At 76.6% G+C, this 17,748-nt stretch carries 17 protein-coding genes; 10 read left to right on the top strand and 7 right to left on the bottom strand.

Annotated features, from left to right (window positions below):
- Positions 1-144: 144 nt before the first annotated feature.
- The gene (locus tag U5M74_RS04195; RefSeq protein ID WP_410906451.1) at positions 145-1,104 is read left to right on the top strand and encodes a hypothetical protein; all 960 of its coding nucleotides are present in this window, start codon (positions 145-147) and stop codon (positions 1,102-1,104) included.
- Between the two features lie 94 nt (positions 1,105-1,198).
- Here U5M74_RS04195 and pepN read toward each other — a convergent pair whose 3' ends face one another.
- Positions 1,199-3,778: an aminopeptidase N gene (gene pepN / locus U5M74_RS04190; protein WP_410906449.1), complete on the bottom strand. Its 2,580-nt coding sequence runs from the start codon at positions 3,776-3,778 to the stop codon at positions 1,199-1,201.
- 253 nt (positions 3,779-4,031) lie between these two features.
- Between pepN and U5M74_RS04185 the strand changes: the two genes are divergently transcribed.
- Positions 4,032-5,258, top strand: coding sequence for a hypothetical protein (locus U5M74_RS04185; RefSeq protein ID WP_410906447.1), 1,227 nt, complete (start codon positions 4,032-4,034; stop codon positions 5,256-5,258).
- A 133-nt stretch (positions 5,259-5,391) separates the two neighbouring features.
- Here U5M74_RS04185 and U5M74_RS04180 read toward each other — a convergent pair whose 3' ends face one another.
- Positions 5,392-7,398, bottom strand: a complete 2,007-nt coding sequence (locus U5M74_RS04180) for a M13 family metallopeptidase (protein WP_410906445.1) — start codon at positions 7,396-7,398, stop codon at positions 5,392-5,394.
- A 102-nt stretch (positions 7,399-7,500) separates the two neighbouring features.
- Between U5M74_RS04180 and U5M74_RS04175 the strand changes: the two genes are divergently transcribed.
- Entirely contained in the window at positions 7,501-7,965 is a 465-nt protein-coding gene (locus U5M74_RS04175; protein WP_410906443.1) for a ribose-5-phosphate isomerase, read from the top strand.
- A 1-nt stretch (position 7,966) separates the two neighbouring features.
- Positions 7,967-9,094, top strand: a complete 1,128-nt coding sequence (locus U5M74_RS04170; protein ID WP_410906441.1) for an Fpg/Nei family DNA glycosylase — start codon at positions 7,967-7,969, stop codon at positions 9,092-9,094.
- Positions 9,095-9,111: 17 nt separating this feature from the next.
- Here the strand turns inward: U5M74_RS04170 and U5M74_RS04165 are convergent, their stop codons facing one another.
- Positions 9,112-10,143, bottom strand: a complete 1,032-nt coding sequence (locus U5M74_RS04165; RefSeq protein ID WP_410906439.1) for a phosphotransferase — start codon at positions 10,141-10,143, stop codon at positions 9,112-9,114.
- Positions 10,144-10,235: 92 nt separating this feature from the next.
- Between U5M74_RS04165 and U5M74_RS04160 the strand changes: the two genes are divergently transcribed.
- On the top strand, positions 10,236-10,694 hold the full coding sequence (locus U5M74_RS04160; protein WP_410906437.1) for an MGMT family protein: 459 nt from the start codon (positions 10,236-10,238) through the stop codon (positions 10,692-10,694).
- A gap of 51 nt (positions 10,695-10,745) precedes the next feature.
- Here the strand turns inward: U5M74_RS04160 and U5M74_RS04155 are convergent, their stop codons facing one another.
- Positions 10,746-11,879 (bottom strand): LLM class F420-dependent oxidoreductase, encoded by a 1,134-nt coding sequence (locus U5M74_RS04155; protein ID WP_410906435.1) that lies wholly within the window; start codon positions 11,877-11,879, stop codon positions 10,746-10,748.
- A 189-nt stretch (positions 11,880-12,068) separates the two neighbouring features.
- Between U5M74_RS04155 and U5M74_RS04150 the strand changes: the two genes are divergently transcribed.
- The 5 genes from U5M74_RS04150 (at position 12,069) to U5M74_RS04130 (ending at position 15,438) form a co-directional block, all read left to right on the top strand.
- On the top strand, positions 12,069-12,800 hold the full coding sequence (locus tag U5M74_RS04150) for a hypothetical protein (RefSeq protein ID WP_410906433.1): 732 nt from the start codon (positions 12,069-12,071) through the stop codon (positions 12,798-12,800).
- On the top strand, positions 12,793-13,095 hold the full coding sequence (locus tag U5M74_RS04145; protein WP_410906431.1) for a transcriptional regulator: 303 nt from the start codon (positions 12,793-12,795) through the stop codon (positions 13,093-13,095). Before U5M74_RS04150 ends, U5M74_RS04145 begins: the two co-directional genes overlap by 8 nt.
- Positions 13,092-14,093, top strand: coding sequence for an ABC transporter ATP-binding protein (locus U5M74_RS04140; protein ID WP_410906429.1), 1,002 nt, complete (start codon positions 13,092-13,094; stop codon positions 14,091-14,093). Before U5M74_RS04145 ends, U5M74_RS04140 begins: the two co-directional genes overlap by 4 nt.
- Positions 14,090-14,908 carry an ABC transporter permease gene (locus U5M74_RS04135; RefSeq protein WP_410906427.1) on the top strand — a complete coding sequence of 273 codons (819 nt, stop codon included), beginning with the start codon at positions 14,090-14,092 and terminating at the stop codon, positions 14,906-14,908. The genes U5M74_RS04140 and U5M74_RS04135 overlap by 4 nt, the downstream gene beginning before the upstream one ends.
- An 86-nt stretch (positions 14,909-14,994) precedes the next feature.
- Entirely contained in the window at positions 14,995-15,438 is a 444-nt protein-coding gene (locus U5M74_RS04130; RefSeq protein ID WP_410906425.1) for an MmcQ/YjbR family DNA-binding protein, read from the top strand.
- Here U5M74_RS04130 and U5M74_RS04125 read toward each other — a convergent pair.
- The 3 genes from U5M74_RS04125 to U5M74_RS04115 are packed head-to-tail and all read right to left on the bottom strand — an operon-like array spanning position 15,415 to position 17,743.
- Positions 15,415-16,389: a CPBP family intramembrane glutamic endopeptidase gene (locus tag U5M74_RS04125; RefSeq protein WP_410906423.1), complete on the bottom strand. Its 975-nt coding sequence runs from the start codon at positions 16,387-16,389 to the stop codon at positions 15,415-15,417. The genes U5M74_RS04130 and U5M74_RS04125 overlap by 24 nt on opposite strands.
- Positions 16,386-17,381: a DUF1648 domain-containing protein gene (locus U5M74_RS04120; RefSeq protein WP_410906421.1), complete on the bottom strand. Its 996-nt coding sequence runs from the start codon at positions 17,379-17,381 to the stop codon at positions 16,386-16,388. The genes U5M74_RS04125 and U5M74_RS04120 overlap by 4 nt, the downstream gene beginning before the upstream one ends.
- A complete protein-coding gene (locus U5M74_RS04115; protein WP_410906419.1) occupies positions 17,378-17,743 on the bottom strand; it encodes a GntR family transcriptional regulator in 366 nt (121 codons plus the stop codon). Before U5M74_RS04115 ends, U5M74_RS04120 begins: the two co-directional genes overlap by 4 nt.
- Between the last annotated feature and the right edge of the window lie 5 nt (positions 17,744-17,748).

Raw genomic sequence — 17,748 nt, 5'->3', positions numbered from 1 at the left:
AAGCCCTCGGCGGGGCGGGCCGGGGTCGCCGCGGCTGCAGTGCGCCGCCGGAACGCTGTGCCCAGAGGGCACGGCGGGACGGCGGTGCACAGCGATCGCAGGCGCCCTCGTCCGTGTCGATCTCTGGCGGCAACGTGTCGTCGCATGGCGATCCGCACACTCCCCGAGCCGCTGGTCCCGCCCACGCTGCCGACGCTCCTCACGGGAACGGTGGCCGAGGCGGTCGATCTTCTCGCCGCGGCCGACGAAGGCTTTCACCGGCTGCGGCCCGGCTTCTATGCGACGTCCGACCCGGCGGCCCCGCCGGCCACGACCCGGCGCGAGCTGGTGCTGGCCCGCGTGGCCGCGACGTACCGGACGCTCGCGAGCGAGTACTGGTTCAGTCACGAGACGGCGGCGCTGCTGCACGGGCTGTGGACCTACCGGCTCCACGACCGGGTCCACCTGACCCAGCTCTACCCGCCCCAGGTGCGGCGGGACGACGCCTCGTACGAGCACCGCTACCGCCTCACACGGCACTGGACACCGCTGCCTCGGCGCGACCGTACGACCGTGGCCGGGCTACCCGTGACGAGCGTCGAGCGCACCGCCGTCGACTGTGCGCGCTCGCTCCGACCGGCGGCGGCGCTCGTCGTCGTGGACTGTGCCCTGCGCCACGGGGCGGACCCGCGACTCCTCGAACAGCTGCTCGACGAGTCGCGCGGGAAGCGTGGTGTCGTCCAGGCGAGGCGGATCATCGCTCTCGCCGACCCGGGCGCCGAGTCTCCTGGTGAGAGCCTGGCGCGGTTCCTGCTCGTCGAGGCAGGGCTGCCTCGGCCGCAGACTCAGGTCCGCGTCCGGACGGCGCTCGGCGACCGGTGGATCGACGTCGGGTGGCCGGAGGCTCGGGTCGGCGTGGAGTTCGACGGAGAGGTGAAGTACACGGACCTCGCCCGGGGTGACCCGGGGGAGGTGCGACGCCGGGAGCACGAGCGGCAGGCCGCGATCGAGGACGAGGGCTGGCGCATCGAGCGCGCCGGGTGGAGCGACGTCGACGAGCCGAAGGGATACGTCCTCACCGTGCGTCGTGCGCTGCGCGGCCGGTGGGGGCGCCTCGCGTCGTAGTCGGATGTGGGGAGCGGCGAGATGGAGAGGGGCTCCGAGGACGACGTCCTCGGAGCCCCTCTCTATCTCGCGGCGGGAGCTCTCTATCTCGGCGTCAGGCCGTGGCGGCCGCCGCGTCGACCTCCTGGGCGCGCAGCGCCCGCTCGGTGTCGGCCAGCGACTCGACCACCAGGCGGCGCAGCGCGGGCGCGGCGTCGGCGTGCGCCTCGAGCCAGCCGGCGACGGCGTCGCGCAGCCCGGCCGACGCGACCGGCGCCGGGTACAGGCCCTCGATGAGCTCCTCCGACATCTGGTACGTGCGCGACTCCCAGATGGGCAGCAGCGCGTCGACGTACCGCTGCACGAGCGGCGCGAGGACGGCCGGGTCGGCGACGCGGCGGAAGCCGGCCGCCGTGGCGCGGATGATCGCGTTCGGCGCCGAGCCGTCGTCGACGATCGAGGCGAACGCCGCCTCCTTGCCGGCGGTCGTCGGCTTGCTCGCCCGCACGCGCGCGGCGGCCTGACGGCCCGAGGCGGTGTCGTCGTCCTCGAGCTGGGCGTCGATCTCGGCGTCGTCCGCCAGGCCGACGGCGACGAGGCCCTGCAGCAGGTCCCAGCGCAGGTCGGTGTCCACCTGCAGGCCCTCGAGCGGCGAGGAGCCGTCGAGCAGGCCGCGCAGCGCGGTGCCGTGCTCCTGCGTGGCGGCCACCGTCGCGAACGCCCGGACCAGCTGCAGCTGCAGGTCGGAGCCCGGCCGCGCCTCGCGGGCCAGCTCCCACAGCCCGTCGGCGACGCGCTCGGTCTGCGCGGCGCGGCGGGCCGGGTCGGCGTACACCGACGACGCCGTCGCGAGCTGGGCCAGCACCATCGTCACGGTGGTCGACTCGGTCTCGGCGAGCACGTTGTTCAGCACCAGGTCGACGAACGACGACGCCGGCGTCTCGCCGTCGCGCACCGCGTCCCACGCCGAGCCCCAGATGACGCCGCGCGCCAGGGAGTCGGCGATCTTCGACAGGTTGGCCACCGCGAACGCGAGCGAGTCGGCGTCCAGGCGCACCTTGGCGTAGGCCAGGTCGGCGTCGTTGAGCAGCACCAGGCCGGGACGCTCCCGCCCGACGAGCTCGGCGATCTCCGTGCGCTCGCCGTCGACGTCCACCACGACCTGGTGCGTGCGCACCACGGCGCCCGAGCCGTCGGTGTCGTAGAAGCCGATGCCCAGGCGGTGCGGGCGGATGGTCGGGTGGTCGGCGGGGGCCGACTGCAGCACGGCGAAGCCGGTGATGGTGCCGGACTCGTCGACGGTGATCTCCGGGCGCAGCGTGTTGACGCCCGCCGTCTCGAGCCAGGCGGCGCTCCACGCCTCGAGGTCGCGGCCGCTGGTGGCCTCGAGCTCGACGAGCAGGTCGCGCAGCTCGGTGTTCGACCACTCGTGCTTGCGGAAGTAGGCGGCCAGGCCCTTGAGGAACTCCTCGCGGCCCACCCAGGCGACGAGCTGCTTGAGGACCGAGGCGCCCTTGGCGTAGGTGATGCCGTCGAAGTTGACGAACACGTCCTCGAGGTCGTTGATCGGCGCCACGATCGGGTGCGTCGAGGGCAGCTGGTCCTGGCGGTAGGCCCAGGTCTTCTCGGAGGCCGTGAACGTGGTCCACGCGCCCTCCCACTCGGTGGCCTCGGCGGTGGCGAGCGTGGAGGCGAACTCGGCGAACGACTCGTTCAGCCACAGGTCGTTCCACCACTTCATCGTCACTAGGTCGCCGAACCACATGTGGGCCAGCTCGTGCAGGATCGTGACGACGCGGCGCTCCCTGCGGCCGTCGGGCACCTGGCCGCGGAACACGTACGCCTCGGTGAAGGTCACGCAGCCCGGGTTCTCCATCGCGCCCATGTTGTACTCGGGCACGAAGAGCTGGTCGTACTTGTCGAACGGGTACGGGTACTCGAACGTCTTCTCGTAGAACTCGAAGCCGCGGCGGGTGGTCTCGAAGACGTAGTCGGCGTCCATGTACTGCGACAGCGACCGGCGGCAGAACACGCCCAGGGGGATCGTGCGGCCGTCGGCGGAGGTCAGCTCGTCGCGCACGACGGCGTAGGGGCCCGCCACGAGCGCGACCAGGTAGGTGGAGATCCGCGGCGTGGCGCCGAACGTCCACGTGGCGGCGTCCTCGTCGCCCTCGACGGCGGTGGCCGGCGTCGGCACGGGCGTCGGCTGGTTGGAGACGACCTCCCACCGCGCCGGCGCGGTGACGGTGAGCTGGAACGCCGACTTGAGGTCGGGCTGCTCGAACGTCGCGAACACGCGGCGGGCGTCCGGCACCTCGAACTGCGTGTACAGGTACACCTCGCCGTCGACCGGGTCGACGAAGCGGTGCAGGCCCTCGCCGGTGTTGGTGTAGGCGCAGTCGGCGACGACGGTCACCTCGTTCTGCGCGGCGAGGCCGTCCAGGCGGATGCGGGAGTCGGCGAACACCGCGGCGGGGTCGAGCTCGCGGCCGTTGAGCGTCACCGAGCGCACCGCCGGCGCGACCAGGTCGAGGAAGGTGCTGCCCCCCTCGACGGCCGCGAACCGGATCGTGGTGGTGGACGCGAACGTGGTGGGACCGGTGGTCAGGTCCAGGGCGATGGCGTAGGACTCGACGGCGGTGACGACGCTCGCGCGCTCGATCGCCTCGGCGCGGGTCAGGTTCTCTCCGGGCACGGGTTCTCCTCGGTGTGTGCGCCGCGGGCTCGCGCCCGCGGGGCGGCGTTCGGTGGGTCGCCGGCGACCCGCGGTCGATCCTCTCACCTCGGGCAACCCGATTCGCGACCTGCGGCGCGGGCCCGCCGCGGCGGGCCGCGGCCGGCTCGACGCACGTGACCGAACCGTGACATCCTGCCCGCTGCGCTGCCGCGCCCCGGCGCGCGACCGCGCCCGTCCGGCCCCTCGCCGGACCGTCCCGGAGGGAGATCGCATGTCTGGCCCGCACACCTCGGGCTCCGTCCCGCCGCCCCCGCCGCCGCCCGACCCGGCGTCGGCGGGCGACGGCTCCGCGCGCCCTGCGCCCGTCACGCGCGTGCCGCGGGGCGACCGGCGTCCGCCGTCGTTCGCGCCCGGCGCGCAGCCGTCGGCCGCCGCGGAGACCGCGGTCCTGGGCGGCGAGATGCCCGTGCAGCAGGTGGCGGCACCCGACGGCGGGCCGCCCACCGCGGCCATGCCGCCGGTCGACCTGCCCGGTGCCGCGGCGGGGCCGGCCGTCCCGCCACCCCCCCCGGCCCCGCACCAGCCGGCCCCGCACCAGCCGGCGGCCGCCGCGCCCGCGTCCTACGGCGGCCAGCCGGGGTACCCCGCGACGCACGGCCACCCGCCGCAGGCCGGCCACGGACAGCAGCCGGGCTACGCCCAGCAGCCGCCCGCCGGGTACGGCCAGCAGGCCTACGGGCACCAGCCCCACCCCGGGTACGCCCAGCCCGCCTACGCCCAGCAGCAGGCGTACGGCCAGCAGCCCCACCCGGGGTACGCCCAGCCCGCGTACGCCCAGCAGCAGGCCTACGGCCACCAGCCCCAGCCGGGGTACGGCCAGCAGCCGGGCCACGCCCCTGCCGGTGCCTCTGCCGGTGCCCCGGCCGGCGCGACGGCTCCCGGCGGCGCGCCCGGCCCGGACGAGCAGCCGCGGCGCCGCGGTCGGCTGTCGGCCGGCTGGATCGCGTTCATCGCGCTCGACGTCGTGCTCATCGCCGCGGCGGTCGTGTTCGCGGTGAACCTTTTCTCCGGCTCCGGCTCGCGGACCGCCGCCGACGACGCCGGCGCCGCCGCGCCGTCTGCCGGCACCTCGGCGGCCCCGGCGGTGCTCGCCGAGTTCGCCGCCCCCAGCGGGAACATCACGTGCACGATCGCCTCGGACGCGGTGACGTGCGGCATCGCCTCGCTCAACCAGCAGCCGGCCCCGGTCGAGGGCTGCGAGGGCACCACCGGCTACGTGGTGCGGGTCCAGGCGGCGGACGGCAAGGTCTCGCTGCCCTGCGTCGCCGCGCAGGACCAGCCGCAGCCGGCGCCCGAGGGCCTCGACCGGCTGGCCTACGGCGAGTCGATCACGCGGGGGCAGTTCACCTGCACCTCGGAGAAGACCGGCATGCAGTGCAAGGACGACGAGTCCGGGCGCGGCTTCACGGTCGCCAAGGCGGGCGTCGGCACGTTCTGACGCCGGCCCGGCGTGCCGGTCCGCCGACGACGAGGGCCCCGCCCGCGAGGATCGCGGACGGGGCCCTCGTCGTCGGCGCCGCACTCGTCGCCGGGGACCGGTACCCGAGCCCGGAGCCGGGCTCAGCGGGCGGTCACCAGATCCGCACGCGCTCGGCCTCCGGCAGGTACAGCGCGTCTCCCTCGGTCACGTCGAACGCCGTGTAGAACTCGTCGACGTTGCTGACCACGCCGTTGCAGCGGAACTCGTTGGGGGAGTGCGGGTCCACGGCCAGGCGGCGCAGCGCCTCCTCGTCGCGGGCCTTGGACTGCCACACCTGCGCCCAGCCGAGCAGCACGCGCTGGACGCCGGTGAGCCCGTCGATCACCGGGGCGTCGTCGAGCGAGCCGCCGAGCGCGAGGCGGTAGGCCTTGAGGGCGATCGACAGCCCGCCGAGGTCGCCGATGTTCTCGCCGATCGTCAGGCTGCCGTTGACGTGCGGGGCGTCCTCCGGCAGCTGCGCGGGGCGGAAGGCGTCGTACTGCGCGATGAGCGCCTTGGTGCGCTGCTCGAACTCCGCGCGGTCGTCGGCGGTCCACCAGTCCTCGAGGCGGCCGTCGCCGTCGTACTTGGAGCCCTGGTCGTCGAAGCCGTGGCCGATCTCGTGGCCGATGACGCCGCCGATGCCGCCGAAGTTCACCGCGTCCTCGGCCTCGGGGTCGAAGAACGGCGGCTGCAGGATCGCCGCGGGGAAGACGATCTCGTTCATGCCGGGGTTGTAGTAGGCGTTGACCGTCTGCGGCGTCATGAACCACTCGTCGCGGTCGATCGGCCGGCCGATCTTGCCCAGCTCGCGGTCCTGCTCGAACGCGTGGGCGCGCCGCACGTTGCCCACCAGGTCCTCGGCGTCGACGACGAGCGCCGAGTAGTCGCGCCACTTGACCGGGTAGCCGATCTTCGGCGTGAACTTCTCGAGCTTGGCGAGGGCCTTGGCCTTGGTCTCGTCCGTCATCCAGTCGAGCTGCTGGATCGACTCGCGGTAGGCGTCCACGAGGTGGCCGACCAGCCGGTCCATGTGCTCCTTGTGCGCCGGCGGGAAGTGCCGCGCCACGTACTGCTCGCCGACGGCCTCGCCCAGCGCGCCCTCGACCAGCGACACGCCGCGCTTCCAGCGGTCGCGCACCTGCTGCGCGCCGGACAGCACGCGGCCGTAGAAGTCGAAGTTCGCCTCGACGAGCTCGTCGCTCAGGTAGGGCGCGCGGGCGGTGACCAGGTGGTAGACCGCCCACAGCTGCCACGTCCCGAGCGGCTCGGAGGCCCACAGCCGAGCGAAGCCCGTGGCGAACGACGGCTCGCGCACGACGACGTCGTCCATCGCGCCGGCCGGCGCGCCGAGCGCGGTGGCCCACGCCTCCCAGTCGAAGCCCGGCGCCTGCGCGGCGAGGTCGGACAGCCGCATCGGGTTGTAGGTGAGGTCGGCGTCGCGGTCGCGCACCACGTCCCAGTGGTGGGAGGCCAGCGCCGTCTCGAGCGCGACGACCGGGGCCGCGGCGTCGTCGGCGTCGACGCCCCACGGCGAGTCCGCCGTGACGCCGGCGAGGCGCAGCATGCGCGCGACGTGCGGCGTGTACTTCTCGCGCACGGGCGCGTACTGGTCCTCGCGGTAGTACGCCTCGTCGGGCAGGCCGATGCCGGCCTGCGCCAGGTAGGTGACGTAGCGCTCGGGGTCCTTGGCGTCGTTGTCGACGTAGAGGCCGACGACGCCGCCCCCGCCGGTGCGCTGCAGCGCGCCGAGGACGCCGACGAGCTCCGCCTGCGACGCCGCACCGGCGATCAGCGCCAGCTCATCGCGGATCGGGTCGGTGCCGAGCGCCTCGACGCGCTCGGTGTCCATGAAGCTGGCGTACAGGGCGCCGATCTTGGCGGGCGTCGAGGCCGGGTCGAGGCCCTCCTGCGCCGCGAGGTCGGTGATGATCTCGCGCACGCGCTCCTCGGACAGGTCGTGCAGCGCGCGGAACGAGCCGTCCATCGACCGGTCCGCCGGGATCTCGTGCGACGCGATCCACCGGCCGTTGACGTGGCGGTACAGGTCGTCCTGCGGGCGGGTGGACGGGTCCAGGGCGTCGAGGTCGATGCCGGACCTCAGGGCTTCGGTCGTCATGCTGGCAGCCTAGAGGCCGGGTCCGGGCGCCCGCAGGGGGCCCGCCGTGGGCGTGCCCGCCCGCCGCGCCGGTCCGAGGGCGGGGTGGTGGACAATGGCGCCATGCGCCTGCACATCGCCACGGACCACGCCGGATTCGAGCTCAAGACCCACCTCCTGGAGCACCTGCGCGCCGAGGGCCACGACGTCGTGGACCACGGGGCGTTCGAGTACGACGCCCAGGACGACTACCCGGCGTTCTGCATCGCGGCGGCCGAGGCGGTCGTCGCGGAGCCCGGCTCGCTCGGCATCGTCATCGGCGGCTCGGGCAACGGCGAGCAGCTCGCCGCCAACCGTGTCCCCGGCGTCCGGGCGATCCTCGCCTGGTCGGTGGAGACGGCGAAGCTCGGCCGGCAGCACAACGACGCGAACGTCGTCTCCGTGGGCGGCCGCATGCACCCGCTCGAGGAGGCGACGGCGATCGTCGACGCGTTCGTCGCCGAGCCCTTCAGCGGGGACGCCCGCCACCAGCGCCGCATCGACCAGATGACCGCGTACGAGGCCCGGCGGTCGGGCGCGAGCGCCTGACGTGCCCGAGGGCCACACCGTCCACCGCCTCGCGCGCGCGTTCGGCGCGCTGTTCACGGGGCAGCGCCTCGAGGTGACCAGCCCGCAGGGCCGGTTCGCCCCGGGGGCCGCCCTGCTCGACGGCCGCCCGCTCGTGGCGGCCGAGGCGTGGGGCAAGCAGCTGTTCCTCGGCTTCGCGGCCGACGACGACGGCGCCGACGGTGACGCGGCGAGCCCCGGCGTGCGCTGGTTGCGCGTCCACCTCGGCCTGTACGGGGCGTGGACGTTCGCGGGCGACGGCACCGCCGCCGTCGTGCACGCGATCGGCGCACCGCGCCGCCGGATCGGCGAGCGCGAGACGGTGCCGGCCGCCCCGCCAGCCGCCCTGGACGGCCCCGCCGTGCCCGGCGACGCCAAGGCGGCCGGCGACGCGGCGGCCGGTGCAGGTGCCGACGCGGCCGCGACCGCCGACGGCGCGGGGGAGTGGGAGCCGCCCGCGCCGCGCGGCGCGGTGCGCGTGCGCCTGCGCGGGCCGCACGCCGTCGCCGACCTCACCGGCCCCACCGCGTGCGAGGTCGTGACGCCGGAGCAGAAGGCCGCCGTCGAGGCGCGCCTGGGTCCCGACCCGATCCGGCCCGACGGCGGCCGGGCCTCGCTCGACGCCGCCCGCGAGGACTTCGTCGCCCGGGTGCGACGCTCGCGGGTCGTCGTGGGGCAGCAGCTCATGGACCAGGCGGTCGTGGCCGGCGTCGGGAACATCTACCGCGCCGAGGCCCTCTACCGCGCCCGGCTCGACCCGGTGCGGCCGGGCCGCGACGTCGACGCCGGGACGCTGCGCGGCATCTGGGACGACCTCGTGGTGCTCATGCGCGACGGCGCCGACCACGGCGCGATCGTCACCACCCGGCCCGAGCACCGCGACGCCGGCGACGGCGGCACGGGCAACGGCGGGCCGGATGTCGGCGGGCAGAGCGCACCCCGGCGCCGCACGCGGCAGAACACCGACGGCGCCGCGGGCGCGGTGCCGGCCGAGGACGCGTTCTACGTCTACCACCGCGACGGCCTGCCCTGCCGGGTCTGCGGCACGCCGGTGCTGGTCAAGGAGCTCGCGGGGCGCAACCTGTTCTGGTGCCCCGCCTGCCAGGTCTGACCCGGCCCGCGGCCCGCTCAGCCGTCCTCGAGCACCCGCGACAGGTGCCGCAGCGGCGCCTCGCCCCAGTCGGCCACCTCGTCCTCGGTGGCGCCGGCCAGGCAGTCCCACCACGTCTGGCTCCGGTTGACGGCGTGGGTCACCCCCGCGGCGCGCAGCAGCGCGTCCCACACGGCGTCGTCGGCCGGGCCGGCGGGGCCGCCGGCGGCGGCCCAGGCGGCCCGCGCCGCGGCCAGCGCCGGCGCCGGGTCCAGCCCGGCGGCGTCGACGACCGCGCGCGGCACGACCAGCGCCTCGAGCGGGTGCGCCCACTGCGCGTCGCCGAGGTCGAACACGCGCAGCCCGGCGGCCGTGGCGAACACGTTGCCGGGGTGCAGGTCGCCGTGCTGCAGGGTGACCGGCAGCGTGTCGGCGCCGAGCAGCGCCGCGGCCGCGGCCACGCGCGGGCGCGCGGCCTCCAGCCGGGCGACGGTGCCCGCGTCGGGCCGGGAGGGGTGCCCGGCCGGCAGCGCCCGCAGCCGGGCGAGCACGAGCTCGAACCGCTCGGGCACCGTGGCGGGCGAGCAGTCCGGGACGCCCACGGCCAGCACGGCCTCGCGGTGGGCGGCGACCGCCCGCTGCACCCCGACCCACGCGGCGAGCACGGCGGCCCAGTCGTCCACGGTCGGCTCGTGGTCCTCGCGCAGCGTCGCGCCGCGGTCCGCGGTCAGCAGCCAGCCGCGCGCCGCGTCGACGGCGACCGGCGCGTCCGCCGCGCCGGGGACCAGGTCGGCGAGCAGGGCCTGCAGCGCCGGCTCGAAGGCCTGCGCGGGGCAGCACGCCTTGAACCAGAACCGGCCGCGCGTCGTCTCCACCACGAGCTGGGTCGACCACGGCCGCACGCGCGGCTGCTCGACGCCGGTCACCCGGGCCCCGAGGTGCTCGAGCGCGTCGCGCACCCACGCCTCGGCCGCCGCCCGCCACGCGGGCGAGGAGACGGCGACGGAGAAGGGCTCGGCAGCGGAGGGCTCGGGAGAGGGCTCTGCGGTGGTCTGCGGCGCGGTGGTCACGGGCCGATCCTGGGATCGTCGGCGCGTGGCGGGCCAGCGATTTCTCGTGCCCGGTGCTCGTGCCGGCTGCGCGGGCGCCCTACGCTGGCGGCGTGACCTGGCCCTTCGGCGCCCCGCACCCGGTGGACGAGCCCGACCGCGACCCCGAGGAGCACCCTCCGGGCTCGCCGGAGGAGTACGCCGCCGCGGTGCTGAGGCTCGTGCGCCAGGTCCCGTCCGGCCGCGCCATCACGTACGGGCTGGTCGCGGAGGTGGTCGCCGACACCCTGCACCGCGGCGGCCCCCGTCAGGTGGGGCGGGTGCTGGCGGGCTCCGGCGACCGCTACGCCCACCTGGTGCCCGACGGTGCGGCCGTGGTGGGCCCGGCCGTCGTCGACGACGTGCCGTGGTGGCGGGTGGTCAACGCGGCCGGCGCCCCGCCGGCGCACCTGCTCACGGCCGCCCTGGACGCGCTGCGCGCCGAGGGCTGCCCGCTGACGCGCGACGGCCGGCGCGTGGACCTGCGCCGGGCAGTGTGGTTCCCGGGCATCGACGACGCGCCCGCGGGCTGAGCGCCGCGGCGGCGGGCTGACCGACGGGCTCGCGGGCCGGCTCCGGGACCGTCAGACCGTACGCGGCGCCACCCGTGCCAGCAGCGAGGCCGCCGTCGCGCGCACCCGCCCGACCGCCGGCGTCGTGCCGTCCGCGCCGGGGGCACCCTGCGCCGCCGCGAGCACCGTGAGCACCGACGCGGGGTCGCCCTGCAGCAGCATCGTGGTCAGCGCGGTCCCGTCCCAGCGCGCGAGGTCGCGCGCGACCTTCTCCGCCGGCCCCACCAGGGCGATCTCCTCGACGAGCTCGAGCGGCACCGCGCGGGCCGCGTCCTCCCGGCGCCCGGCGAGGTAGAGGTCCTGCACCTCGTCGAGGGCCTCGCCGTACCCGAGCCGGTCGAGCGACGCCTTGTGGAAGTTCGCCCCCTTGGCGCCCATCCCGCCGGCGTACAGCGCCACGTGCGGGCGGACCACGTCCGCGGCGGCCTCGACGTCGTCGCGCACCACCACCGGCACGGTGGCCAGCACCTCGAAGCCGGCGGCCGGCGAGCGCTCCTCGCGACGGGCGGCGAACCCCTCGGCGAGCAGCGCGCGGAACGTGGCGTCCGTGCGCGGGGCGTAGAAGCCGGCCAGCCAGCCGTCGGCGATCTCGGCGGCGAGCGCCACGTTCCGCGGGCCCTGGGCGGCCAGCACGATCGGGATCTCGCGGCGGCGGGGGTGCACCGTGGGCCTGAGCGCCTTGCCCAGCCCGGTCGCGCCGGGGGCGTCCGCGGGCAGCGGCAGGCGGTAGAAGTCGCCGTCGTAGGCCACGGGGCGCTCGCGGGCGACGACCTCGCGCACGACGTCGACGAACTCCCGCGTGCGCGCCAGGGGGCGGCGGTAGGGCTGGCCGTACCAGCCCTCGACCACCTGCGGGCCCGAGGCCCCGAGGCCCAGCACGAACCGCCCGCCGGAGAGGTGGTCCAGCGTGATCGCGTGCATGGCGGTGGCGGTGGGCGTGCGCGCGGCCATCTGCGCGATGCCGGTGCCCAGGCGCACCCGCCGGGTGCGCGAGCCCCACCAGGCCAGCGGCGTGAACGCGTCGGAGCCGTAGGCCTCGGCGGTCCAGACGGAGTCGAGGCCGAGGGCCTCGGCCGCCACGAGGGCGGGCACGACGCCCGCCGGGGGCCGGCGGGACCAGTAGCCGGTCTGGATGCCGATGCGCACGGGCGGCTCCTCGTCGAGTCGGGATGCCCGGGACGCGCCGTCCCGGGTAACGCGCGACACACCCTAGCGCGCCCGGGTCTCGACACGACGTCCGAGATGGTGCAGACTAGTTTGCAGTACAAACCACTCTGCCGAGCCGCACCCCACACCGACGCCCGGCGACCCGCAGCACCGACCGAGAGGAACCCCATGACCGACGACGCCCGCACCGGCAGGCCCGACGAGCCCGGCGAGGTGACGCTCGACGCGGCGGCCAGCCTGCGGCTCATCCGCGAGCAGCAGGAGCGCGCCCGCGCCGCCACCGAGCCGGACGGGCGCGCCCTCTACGCCGCGTGGGGCGTCGCCTGGCTCGCGGGCTACCTGTGCCTCTGGTCGAGCTCGCGGCGCACGGCCGACGGCGCGGCCGGCGCGTCCGGGCAGCCCGAGCCGTGGGCGTTCGCCGTCTTCGGCGGCGCGATCCTCGCTGCGGTGGCCTTCACCATCGTCCACACCGTGACCCGCACCGCCGGCACCCGGGGAGCCAGCGCCCGCACCGGCGCCCTGTACGGCTGGGCGTGGTTCCTGGGCTTCCTCGCGATCGCCTTCATCCAGGGCGGGCTGGCCCGCGCCGGGGCGAGCCCCGAGGTGATGGGCCTGGCGAGCAACGCGACCGCCTGCCTCGTCGTCGGCCTGCTCTACCTCGCCGGCGGCATGGTGTTCGGCGAGACCCGGCTCTACGTGCTCGGCGTGTGGATCCTGCTGGTCGCGGCCGTGGCCTCGTTCGTCGGCATCCCGCTGACGTACCTGGTGATGGCGCTCGCCGGCGGCGGCGGGTTCCTGCTGCTCGCGGCGCTGGAGCAGGTGCTGCGGTCCCGGCGCCGGCGCGCCGGCCGCGCGGCGGTGCCGTCGGTGGCGGCGGGGGATGGGCCGTCCCGTGCCTGAGGCCCTGGACCCCGTCATCCACGCGCCCGCCCGGCTGCGGCTCGTCGCGACGCTGGCGGCGCTCGCCGCCGGCGACGAGCTGTCCTTCCCCAAGCTCCAGAAGCTGCTCGAGATGACCGCGGGCAACCTGTCCACCCACCTGCGCAAGCTCGAGGACGCCGGGTACGTGGCCGTCACCAAGACCCACGAGGGCCGCACGCCCGCCACCTACGTCGCCCTGACTCCGCGCGGCCGCCGCGCCTTCGACGACTACACCGAGGCGCTCGACGCCCTCCTGAAGGGAGCCGGATCATGACCACCCCGCCCAGCCCAAACGCCCCGCCGCACGCCCCGCCGCACACGGCGCAGGCTGCCGCCGGCGCCGCGCCCGTGATCGCGGCGTCGCGCGTGACCCGCCGCTTCGGCGCCGTCGTCGCGCTCGACGACGTGTCCCTCTCCGTCGCCCCCGGCGAGCTCGTGGGCCTGCTCGGCCCCAACGGCGCCGGCAAGTCCACCCTGCTGTCCCTGGTCAGCGGCCTGCGCGGGCCCGACGCCGGCACCGTGCGCCTGCTCGGCGGCGACCCGCGCGACGCCGCGTCCCGCGTCGGGCTGGGCATCACGCCGCAGGAGACGGGCCTGCCCGCGACGCTCAAGGTGCGCGAGGTCGTGGACTTCGTCGGCGGGCACTACCCCGACCCGGTGCCCACCGGCGACCTGCTCGAGCAGTTCGGGCTCACCGCGCTCGCCGGCCGGCAGACCGGCGCGATGTCCGGCGGGCAGAAGCGCCGCCTCGCGGTGGCGCTCGCCCTGGTCGGCCGCCCGCGCGTCGTGCTCCTCGACGAGCCGACCACCGGCCTCGACGTCGGTGCCCGCCAGGCGCTGTGGGAGGCGGTGCGCGCCTACCACGCCGGCGGCGGCACCGTGCTGCTGACCAGCCACTACCTCGAGGAGGTGCAGGCGCTCGCCCAGCGCGTCGTGGTCATCGACCAGGGCCGGGTGCGGGCCGACGCGCCGCTCGAGCAGATCTTGCAGCAGGTGTCGCTGCGCCGCGTCGTCGTGCACAGCGACGAGGACCTGTCCGGCCGCCCGGGCGTGGTGCGTGCCGAGCGCGCGACCGGCGGCGACCGGCAGGAGGTCTACACGGCCGACGCGGACGCGCTGGTGCGCGACCTCGTGCTGTCCGGCGTCGCGTTCCACGGCCTCGAGGTCCGCGGCGCGAGCCTGGAGGAGGCGTTCGAGCAGATGACCTCGGGCGCGACGGCGGGCGGGCAGGCGGTAACGACGGGGTCGACGACGGGGGAGACGGTCCGATGAGCACGACGACGCACGCGCCCGGTACCGGCGGGGCTCCGGCGGGACGGCGTCCCGCCGCCCGGCCCGGCACCTTCCGGCTGACCTGGCTGCACCTGCGGTACCAGTTCCTCGAGACCGTGCGGGTGCCCATCGCGGTGCTCGGCAACCTGCTGTTCCCCGCGCTGGCGATGTTCTTCTTCGTGGTGCCTCAGGAGTCCGTCGCGGGCGACCCGCTGGCGGCGACCACGGCCGTGGCCTCGCTCGGCCTGTTCGCCGTGTGCTCGGCCAGCCTGTTCACCTACGGTCTCGGCGTGGCCGAGGACCGGCAGCTGCCGTTCGACCCGTTCCTGCGCTCCCTGCCGGCCGGCCCGGCGCCGCGGATGGTGGCGCGGATCGGCACCGGCGCGATCTTCGCCCTGTTCGGCCTCGTGCCGCTGGTGGGCATCGGCTGGCTGTTCACCGAGGCGAGCGTCACCGCCCCGCGCCTCCTCGCCGGGGTCGGCACGATCCTGCTGGTCTCCGTGCCGTTCGTGCTGCTCGGCATGGCCGTGGGGTACGCGCTGCCGGCCAAGGCCGCGCTGCCCGTGGTGCAGGTGATCCTGTTCCCGCTGGCGTTCGCGGGCGGGCTGTTCATGCCGCCGCAGTTCTTCCCGGGCTGGCTGGACGGGATCTCCCAGGCGACGCCGACGCGTGCCGGGCGCGACCTGCTGGTGCAGGCCCTCACCGGCCAGCCCGGGTACGGCGCCGCCTGGGCCGTGCTCGCGGGCTGGGTCGTGGTGCTCGGCGCGCTCGCGGTGACGGCCTACCGCCGCGACGAGGGCCGCCGCTTCCGCTGACGGCGCCCGCCCGCCCGCGCCGCGGGGGCGCGGGCGGGCCGACGCGGCCGCGTGCCGACCGCCGGCCGCCGGGCTACGGTCGGCACGTGGTCACCGTCGACGACGTCGCGCGGCTCGCGGCCGCGCTGCCCGGGGTCGAGGAGGGCACCTCCTACGGCCACCGGGCCTGGCTCGTGGGCGGACGGCGGTTCGCGTGGCTGCGGCCGTTCTCGAGGGCCGACGTGCGCCGTTTCGGCGCCGGACCCGTGCCGACGGGTCCGATCCTCGCTCTGGCCGTGGAGGACCTGGGCGAGAAGGAGGCGGTGCTCGCCGCGCGCCCGGCCGCCGCCTTCACCATCCCGCACCTGGACGGCCACCCCGTCGTGCTGGTGCGGCTCGACGCCGTGGGGGCCGCCGAGCTGGCCGAGGCGCTGGAGGACGCGTGGCTGGCGACGGCGCCCGCGCCGCTCGCCCGCGCCCACCGGGGCGGCGGGGAGCCGGCCGGCGGCGGCCCGGACGCCGACCGCTCAGCCGGCCACCCGCGGCCGTAGCGCCCCGCGCCCCACGAGCACCGCGAGCACCACGGCCGGCACGATCCACCCGGACCAGCCGAGGACCGTCGCGTGCACCGTGTCCACGGGCTCGCCGGCCCGGGCCAGCACCACGCTCAGCCCGGCGGCCGCGTTGAGCGTGCCGTGCCCGAGCGCAGCGGGCCACACCGAGCCGGACCGCTGCCGCAGCCAGGCGAGGAGCCCGCCGACGACGGTGCACATCCCGCACATCGCGGCCAGCGCCACCACCGGGTGCGCGCCCGGGTAGTTGTAGCCGAGCAGCACCAGCGGCGCGTGCCACAGCCCCCAGACGACGCCGGAGACCAGGACGGCCGGGACCGCGCCGAGCGGCAGCAGGCGGGGGAAGAGGTAGCCGCGCCAGCCGAGCTCCTCGCCGGCCGCGGGCACCGTGTTGACGACCGAGCCCACCACGACGCCCGCGACCTGGCCGACCAGCACCACCCCGAGGGGCACGGCGACCGGCGGGGCGCCGGCGGCCTCGAGCTGCGCGTCCAGGACGGCCCGCAGCCCCGAGAGGCCCGTGACGTCCGCGGGGTAGACGCCCAGCAGCGCCCCGACGAGCAGTGCGACCAGCACCGTGCCCAGCAGCACGCCGAACGCGACGCCCGACCAGCCGAGGACCGCGGCGGCGGACCGGCCGCGGGATACCGCGCCGAGCCGCGACCACACCGCGCGGTCGCCCTCGACCCACCGCACCGTCACGAGGGCGGCGATCGCCGGCGTCGTCATCACCAGCAGCGACACCGGCAGGAAGTACGGGCTGGCCAGTCCGCCCGTCGCGTACAGCGGGGCGGCGGCGAGCCACGCGAGCGCGAACGCCAGCACGACGAAGACGACCGGCCCGCGCCGGCCGGCGGGCGTGCCCGCGCCCGACGAGGCGCCCGGGGCGCGTGCGGCGGCCGGCGGGGCGGGAGCGGGGCGGCGGCTCACCGTGCCCGCTCCGCCATCGTGTTGAGCAGCGCGGCGGCGGTGGCGGCGTCGTCGACCGTGACCACCAGCGACCGCCCGCCGGTGCGCTCCACGAGCAGCGCCTCGCCCGCGCGCAGCACGACGCCGACCCGGCCGCCACGGCCGACGCGCCAGCCCCAGCCGCCGAAGTCGCGCAGCGGGCTCACCTCGACCACCGAGGCCCGCTCGACCTCGCCGGCGGGCGCGTGCGACCGCGGCCAGCCGAGGGCGGAGCGGACGGTCAGGCCGGCGGCGTCGACCCGCACCGTGAAGGCGAACATCGCGGTCAGCGCGAGCGCGAGCACGAGCGGCACCACGAGGGCGCCCCACGTGCCGGTGGCGACGGCGGTGGCGGTGGCCACCAGGAGCGCGACCGCCCCCACCGCGATGCCGAGGCCGCCGGCGGTGCGGCGCAGCCACACGGCGCGCTCGCCCGCGCCGAGCTCGATGCGCGGCGCGTCGGCGGGGACGGCCTCGCGGGCGGGGCTGGGCGGGTCGCCCGGCACCAGGAACCACGTCACCGCGCCGAGCGCGACCATCGCGGCGAGGCCGAGCGCCGTCGGGGTGCCGGGCGCCGGCGCGGCCGCGGCGTCCGCGAGGCCGCGCTGCGCGGCGAGGCTGCCGGTCACGAGCACGGCGAGCATGGCGCCGGTCCCGACCGACAGGGCTGCGGTGAGACGCCGCGTGGCGGCGGCCTGCCCCGCGCGCACGCCCATGGCGGTGAACAGCGCGGCGAGCAGCGCGGTGGTGCCGACCATCACGGCGAGGTCGGCCTCCAGGCTCATGAAGCCGTCGGCGCGCGCGCCGGACCAGTGGCTCGCCACGGGGTCCGGCAGCTCGTCCCGCCAGCCCCAGGCGACCGCCGCGGCGGCGAGGGGGAGGGCCAGGCCCGCGGCGCCCGCCGCGAGCGCGGGGTAGCGGGCGGGGGCGCCGCGGCGCGCACGCCCTCGGTGGTCGGTCGTCGTCAGGGTCATCCCTTGAGCGCCTCCTTGAGCAGGGTGGTGGTGGCCTCGGGGGGCAGGCCGGCGCCCCGGGCCGCGTCGACGAACGCCGCGAGGGCGCGCTCGACGGCGGTCAGGTCGCGGCCGGCCGTCCCGGCGCCCTGGACCACGACGGCGCCGCGCCCCCGGCGCAGCTCGAGCACGCCGTCGTCGCGCAGCTGCTGGTAAGCGTGCAGCACCGTGTGGACGTTGACCTCGAGCGAGGCGGCCAGCTCCCGCGCGGCAGGCAGGCGGTCGCCCGGGCCGAGCTCGCCGCGGGCGAGCGCCAGGTGCACCTGCGCCACGAGCTGGGCGTACAGCGGCTCCTCGGCGGCAGGGTCGACGGTCCAGAGCATGGTGC

Origin of the sequence: Puerhibacterium sp. TATVAM-FAB25, from assembly GCF_046535855.1 — a bacterium.
GTDB classification, from domain to species: Bacteria; Actinomycetota; Actinomycetes; order Actinomycetales; family Cellulomonadaceae; genus Puerhibacterium; species Puerhibacterium variabilis_A.
Note: the sequence above shows the minus strand (reverse complement) of the source record. Positions and strands in the feature narration are given on the sequence as shown.

Coding starts and splice junctions, on each gene's coding strand:
- U5M74_RS04180 (WP_410906445.1), bottom strand. CDS start 7,398: ATGACGACCGAAGCCCTGAGGTCCGGCATCGACCTCGACGCCCTGGAC.
- U5M74_RS04135 (WP_410906427.1), top strand. CDS start 14,090: ATGAGCACGACGACGCACGCGCCCGGTACCGGCGGGGCTCCGGCGGGA.
- U5M74_RS04175 (WP_410906443.1), top strand. CDS start 7,501: ATGCGCCTGCACATCGCCACGGACCACGCCGGATTCGAGCTCAAGACC.
- U5M74_RS04115 (WP_410906419.1), bottom strand. CDS start 17,743: ATGCTCTGGACCGTCGACCCTGCCGCCGAGGAGCCGCTGTACGCCCAG.
- U5M74_RS04150 (WP_410906433.1), top strand. CDS start 12,069: ATGACCGACGACGCCCGCACCGGCAGGCCCGACGAGCCCGGCGAGGTG.
- U5M74_RS04140 (WP_410906429.1), top strand. CDS start 13,092: ATGACCACCCCGCCCAGCCCAAACGCCCCGCCGCACGCCCCGCCGCAC.
- U5M74_RS04185 (WP_410906447.1), top strand. CDS start 4,032: ATGTCTGGCCCGCACACCTCGGGCTCCGTCCCGCCGCCCCCGCCGCCG.
- U5M74_RS04120 (WP_410906421.1), bottom strand. CDS start 17,381: ATGACCCTGACGACGACCGACCACCGAGGGCGTGCGCGCCGCGGCGCC.
- U5M74_RS04195 (WP_410906451.1), top strand. CDS start 145: ATGGCGATCCGCACACTCCCCGAGCCGCTGGTCCCGCCCACGCTGCCG.